This window comes from Chitinophaga sp., assembly GCF_036569125.1.
Classification (GTDB): domain Bacteria; phylum Bacteroidota; class Bacteroidia; order Chitinophagales; family Chitinophagaceae; genus Chitinophaga.
This window is the reverse complement of record NZ_DATCRF010000543.1, coordinates 1-4,970: the sequence shown is the minus strand read 5'-3', so window position 1 is coordinate 4,970 and position 4,970 is coordinate 1. Positions and strand designations below refer to the sequence as shown.

The 4,970-nt window shown below is 46.3% G+C and carries 7 protein-coding genes; 3 read left to right on the top strand and 4 right to left on the bottom strand.

What is annotated here, in order from left to right; all coding sequences use genetic code 11:
- Positions 1-110: Holliday junction DNA helicase RuvB C-terminal domain-containing protein (locus VIM87_RS20410; RefSeq protein WP_331998794.1), on the top strand; the 110-nt coding region annotated here is incomplete at its 5' end.
- Between the two features lie 159 nt (positions 111-269).
- On the opposite strand, the gene VIM87_RS20405 is transcribed toward VIM87_RS20410, so the two are convergent.
- From VIM87_RS20405 to VIM87_RS20395, 3 genes are all read right to left on the bottom strand, one after another.
- Positions 270-971 (bottom strand): response regulator transcription factor, encoded by a 702-nt coding sequence (locus VIM87_RS20405; protein WP_331998792.1) that lies wholly within the window; start codon positions 969-971, stop codon positions 270-272.
- Positions 972-1,201: 230 nt separating this feature from the next.
- The gene (locus VIM87_RS20400) at positions 1,202-1,999 is read right to left on the bottom strand and encodes a DUF3108 domain-containing protein (RefSeq protein ID WP_331998791.1); all 798 of its coding nucleotides are present in this window, start codon (positions 1,997-1,999) and stop codon (positions 1,202-1,204) included.
- Between the two features lie 9 nt (positions 2,000-2,008).
- Complete coding sequence (locus tag VIM87_RS20395) at positions 2,009-2,875, bottom strand: lysylphosphatidylglycerol synthase domain-containing protein (RefSeq protein ID WP_414649657.1); 867 nt, start codon at positions 2,873-2,875, stop codon at positions 2,009-2,011.
- A 154-nt stretch (positions 2,876-3,029) separates the two neighbouring features.
- Between VIM87_RS20395 and ruvC the strand changes: the two genes are divergently transcribed.
- Both ruvC and VIM87_RS20385 read left to right on the top strand, forming a co-directional pair.
- Positions 3,030-3,593 carry a crossover junction endodeoxyribonuclease RuvC gene (ruvC, locus tag VIM87_RS20390; protein ID WP_331998790.1) on the top strand — a complete coding sequence of 188 codons (564 nt, stop codon included), beginning with the start codon at positions 3,030-3,032 and terminating at the stop codon, positions 3,591-3,593.
- A gap of 247 nt (positions 3,594-3,840) precedes the next feature.
- Positions 3,841-4,611, top strand: a complete 771-nt coding sequence (locus VIM87_RS20385) for a response regulator transcription factor (protein ID WP_331998789.1) — start codon at positions 3,841-3,843, stop codon at positions 4,609-4,611.
- Here the strand turns inward: VIM87_RS20385 and VIM87_RS20380 are convergent.
- On the bottom strand, positions 4,586-4,970 hold a 385-nt coding region (locus tag VIM87_RS20380; protein WP_331998788.1), incomplete at its 5' end, for an HIT family protein. The two genes, VIM87_RS20385 and VIM87_RS20380, sit on opposite strands and share 26 nt — an antisense overlap.

The following is a 4,970-nucleotide window of genomic DNA, read 5'->3' as shown; positions in this document are numbered from 1 at the left end:
TCCAGGAAGGCTTTATTAAACGCACACCCCGCGGCCGCGAAGTAACGGAAAAAGCCTACACGCATTTGGGTAAGATACCGAACAAAGGTGGAGGAAGCCTGCTGTTTTAATTACGAATTGTTTAATTACGAATTACGAATTGAGTAGTACGTAAAGCTGATAACAATAAGTATAGGTCATAATAAAGCCCTGCATGATTAACATGCAGGGCTTTATTTTATAATCAATAATAAGCTTAAGTTGGCGCTATCGATGTACCCAATTCGTAATTAATCCTTCACCACCAGCCTGAAGCCATTCCCGTGAATGTTCACGATCTCAATATCCGGATCGTCTTTCAGGTACTTGCGCAGCTTGGCAATGTATACATCCATACTGCGGCCGTTAAAATAAGTGTCGCTGCCCCAGATCTTTTTCAGCGCCAGCTCGCGCGGCAGCAGATCGTTCTTATGCTCACACAGCATACGCAGCAGCTCATTTTCTTTCGGGGAAAGGGTATGTGATTCACCGTCGTGCACCAGGGTACGCAGGCGGGCATTGAACTCGTAGCGGCCAATGGTAAATTCATGCTGCTCTTCTTCCTTATTGCTCAGCTCCTGGTTACGTTTCAGGATAGCCTTTATTTTCAGCAGCAGCAGCTCGCTGTCAAACGGTTTTACAATGTAATCGTCGGCGCCCAGCTTGTAGCCCTGGATAATGTCCTCTTTCATGGTTTTGGCGGAAAGGAAGAACAGGGGAATGTCGGGGTCTACGTCGCGGATCTCCTCCGCCAGCTTAAAGCCATCCATATTGGGCATCATAATATCCAGCAGGCACAGGTCGAATTTTTCCCGGCGAAAGGCTGCCAGGGCCAGTATGCCGTCCCGGCACAATTCCACTTCATAGTCATTTAATTCCAGGTAGTTCTTGAGTACCATACCCAGGTTGGTATCATCTTCTGCCAGCAATATGTTTGGTTTACGCTCTTCCATAATACTTATGGGTTATTAGTTTGAACAAATATAGAATTTTATATAGCAAGAGGTCTTGCTAAATTGTTAAAATAGTCCATGGACCACAGTCCATAGTCCATTGCATGGTTCATATAATAAATATTGCGCAAGTAGGAAATAGCAGTAACTATAACCATCAAACTGCATACCATGTAAAACCGGCGCCGCCGAAAAAGGCCATGGACTATGGACCATCGGCCATGCACACACTAACGTTTACCTACCAACGAAGTAAAGGGATACCGCAGGTTCTTATAATCGATCATGTCCACTACAATGCTGCCTACGGAAATGGCGCTTTGAATGCGCAGGGGTACTTTATTAGGATCATCGCTCACCCAAACATCCATCTGCTCTCCACCCTCGAACATGGTGCCTTTGATCAGCAGGGGCTTAAAACGGATGGCCCTGAACTTGCCATAGCGGGTATCTATTACTTCCTTACCCAGGTAACGGATATAGATATTGTACACCTGGTCGTCCAGGAACATAGTGAAGGGTATCTTATCATTCACCTTGTACTTGTCGAAGTTAATGTTGCGGGCATAGAACACGGCGCTGATCACATCCTGCACGCATTCCGGCACTTTAAAGGTGCCATTGGTGCTGGTGGCTATGTGCTGGGTTTGATCAAAGGTTACATTATTATAGATCTTATAGCCGCCTTCATTTACATTCCGTACAAACTTCAGGGGGCGCATGCTGGCGGTATCAATATAACTTTCATATCTGTCGCGCACTTTAAAGAACCAGTCGTAAGCGCGGTAGGTTTTGCCTTCACCTATAACATGGTATACATCCTTACCGCCCAGCTTTTCCAGCAGGCAGTTAAAGGTGGCCTCTCCGGCGCCTACATACACGCCGCTCAGGCGGTAATATACTTTCAGGGTTATACTTTCTCCGGGTTTAAAACTGCCATTGGTAATACCACAAAATTCACTCTGGGCTTTAACGGGATAACTATGGAACAGACCTGTAAGTAAGAATATGAGTATAAAATACCTCATGGATGGATGCTATTTATCCTTAAAAATCTTTACTCCCAATAACAGGATACTTCCCAGAACAGCCGGCAAAAGCAGGTTTACCAGCCAAATGCCTACAGTAGCAGCGATGATGGCCGCGGTATTATTGCTTAACAAGCCCAGGAAATAGATGCTTACCTTCCCTCTCAGCCCCAGCTCAACTACGGCAATCGTGGGCACTAAAGCCATTACCAGGTAGATCACCGCATTCAGCAGAAACCCTTGCCACCACAGCATTTCCACACCAAAGGTATCCAGCAAAATCAAATACTGTGCCGAGAAGATCACGTACCGGCAGGCAGAAAGCAGCAGCAGGTATTGCAGATCCGCACTGGTATAGCGGGTGATGATCTGTATAAATACTTTGGCCTTCCTTAGTACCGGTATCTTTTCAAAGATCGCTATTACAATCTGTAACCGAAAATATAATATAATGGTCAAGGCTCCAATAAGCATGAGCACCCCCAGCAAAATTTTTTCCCAGAAGTTAGGGGAAAAATAGGCGTTTGCCTTGATCAGCGGGAAGTTATTGATATAGTAGATGAGCCCTGTTAACCCAAAGATAATAGTAACAATGAGCTGACTGAGGCCGCCGATCATGGTGGCGGCAATAGACTTCAGCTTGTTCTGGTTGCTCATATATAACATACGGCCACCGTATTCGCCTATACGGTTTGGGGTGTTGATAGACAGGGAAACACCGGACAGCACCGCGCTAAAGGCCCGCAGGAACGATACCTCCTCCAGGGAGCGTACCAGCAGCTGCCACTTGCGGGCTTCCAGCCCCCAGTTAAAAAGCATTAGTATAAACACTAACGTTAACGCCACCCCTCCCTTTTGCCGGAGGGTGAACCACATGTGATTTAAAGAAAGGGCCAGATCGGGTTGATGTTTTACCTGGGAGTAGATGGAATAGGCTAACCAGCTAAAAAGGACCGCGCCTAACAGGTAATTGAGAATTATTTTGGTACTTTTGTTCAGACATTAAGATTTTGGCAAAAATAAACCGCGGTTGGCAAACAAGTCAAAAATAATTCTGGGGATAGACCCGGGTACGCTGGTAATGGGGTATGGCCTTATACAGGTTCAAGGCAAAAATGCCAGTCTTATAAAAATGGATGTGCTGAAACTATCCAATCGTAAAGACCACTATGAAAGGCTACAACTGATTCATTCCTGTATTAATGAGCTTATACTGTTACACAAGCCTGATTGTTGTGCAATTGAAGCTCCCTTTTTTGGCAAGAACGTTCAAAGTATGTTAAAGCTGGGCCGCGCACAGGGGGTAGCCATTGCTACCGCTATGCAGGCCGGACTTACCGTAGCGGAATATTCTCCTAAAAAAGTGAAGCAGTCCATTACCGGTAACGGGAATGCCGACAAGGAACAGGTATGGCAAATGTTACAGCATATCCTTACGTTCTCTGAACGGCCCGATTTCCTGGATGCAACCGATGCCCTGGCAGTTGCCGTGTGCCATCATTTCCAGGAAAGCAGCCCCCTGGCCGGCCTGCCTAAAGCAAAAGGATGGGAACAATTTTTGCAACAGCACCCCCACCGGATCGTGAGTAAATAGCTTCCCCAGCCCTGAGGCAGCCCCATTTTGCCCACTGCAAACTGGTAACAGTGAGGAAGTTATACAATCCATCATTAAAAAGGTTATTTTATAAGTTCATAAATTGTATTTATTTTGACTAAAAATCTCCTTGATAACTCCATGAATAACTGGGCCGGGGACAGCACCATTGCTACAATGATTACCATTCAAACCGGATTATTCGTAGAAAACGAGACATTTATATTAATTCAGCATCACTGCAACTATGAAAGCAAGAATCCTATTTGTGGAAGATGATCAGAATGTTGGTGCAGCCACGAAACGAAGACTTGAGGAACAGGGCTATGAAGTAAGGCATTGTACAGACGGGCTAATGGCCTGGGAAGAGTTCCAGCACCGGACCTTCGATATCTGCCTGCTGGATGTGATGATCCCTAAAAAAGGCGGAAGCCCTGAAAAAGGCGGCATTTCCGAAAAAGACCACGGTTTTGAGCTGGCCAGGCAGATCCGGAAGCGGAATGATGTGATCCCTATCCTGTTCATTACTTCCAAATCTATGATGGAAGATAAGATCGCCGGGTTTAAAACCGGTGCGGATGATTACATTACCAAGCCCATAAACCTGCAGGAGCTGGTTTTGCGTATAGAGGTGTTCCTGAAAAGGACCAAGAACATGGTACAGGCTACCCAGGCGGCAAAGCCCTCCCATTACGTAATTGGCAAGCTCACCTTTGATTACGCCGACCTTCGGCTGCATGACAGTACGCAGGACAAGTCGTTCACCCTTACCCAAAAAGAGGCCGACCTGCTGCGTTTCCTGTGTGATAATGCCAATAAAGCGCTGAAGCGGGAAGATATCTTATTTAATGTATGGGGCAAGGACGATTACTTCCTGGGCCGCAGCATGGACGTGTTTATTACCAAACTGAGGAAGTATTTTAAATCAGACCCTGAGATAAAGCTGGAAACCCTGCATGGTGTAGGCTTCCGTTTTAATGTGCCCCACACGCCTAATGTGTCAACATCTCTGCCCTGATCTTTTCCTGCACTGCTTTAAACTCCGCCTCTGTCAACTTTAGCTTGGGATGAGCAAAGTTCATATCATCTGCCGAATTGATCGGGATCAGGTGCATATGCGCATGCGCTACCTCCAGCCCTACTACGCTAACGCCTACCCGGTTACAGGGAAAGGAGCGCTCCATGGCTTTAGCAATGGGGCGGGCAAATACCAGCCACTCTGCCAGCAGCTCATCCGGCACATCAAAGAATTTGTCTACTTCTAGCTTGGGCACAATAAGGGTATGCCCTTGTACCAGCGGGAAAATATCCAGGAAAGCATAGAAGTGGTCATTCTCTGCTATCTTATAGCTGGGGATCTCTCCTTTAATGATCTTA

Coding starts and splice junctions, on each gene's coding strand:
- VIM87_RS20400 (WP_331998791.1), bottom strand. CDS start 1,999: ATGAGGTATTTTATACTCATATTCTTACTTACAGGTCTGTTCCATAGT.
- VIM87_RS20405 (WP_331998792.1), bottom strand. CDS start 971: ATGGAAGAGCGTAAACCAAACATATTGCTGGCAGAAGATGATACCAAC.
- VIM87_RS20385 (WP_331998789.1), top strand. CDS start 3,841: ATGAAAGCAAGAATCCTATTTGTGGAAGATGATCAGAATGTTGGTGCA.
- VIM87_RS20395 (WP_414649657.1), bottom strand. CDS start 2,875: ATGTGGTTCACCCTCCGGCAAAAGGGAGGGGTGGCGTTAACGTTAGTG.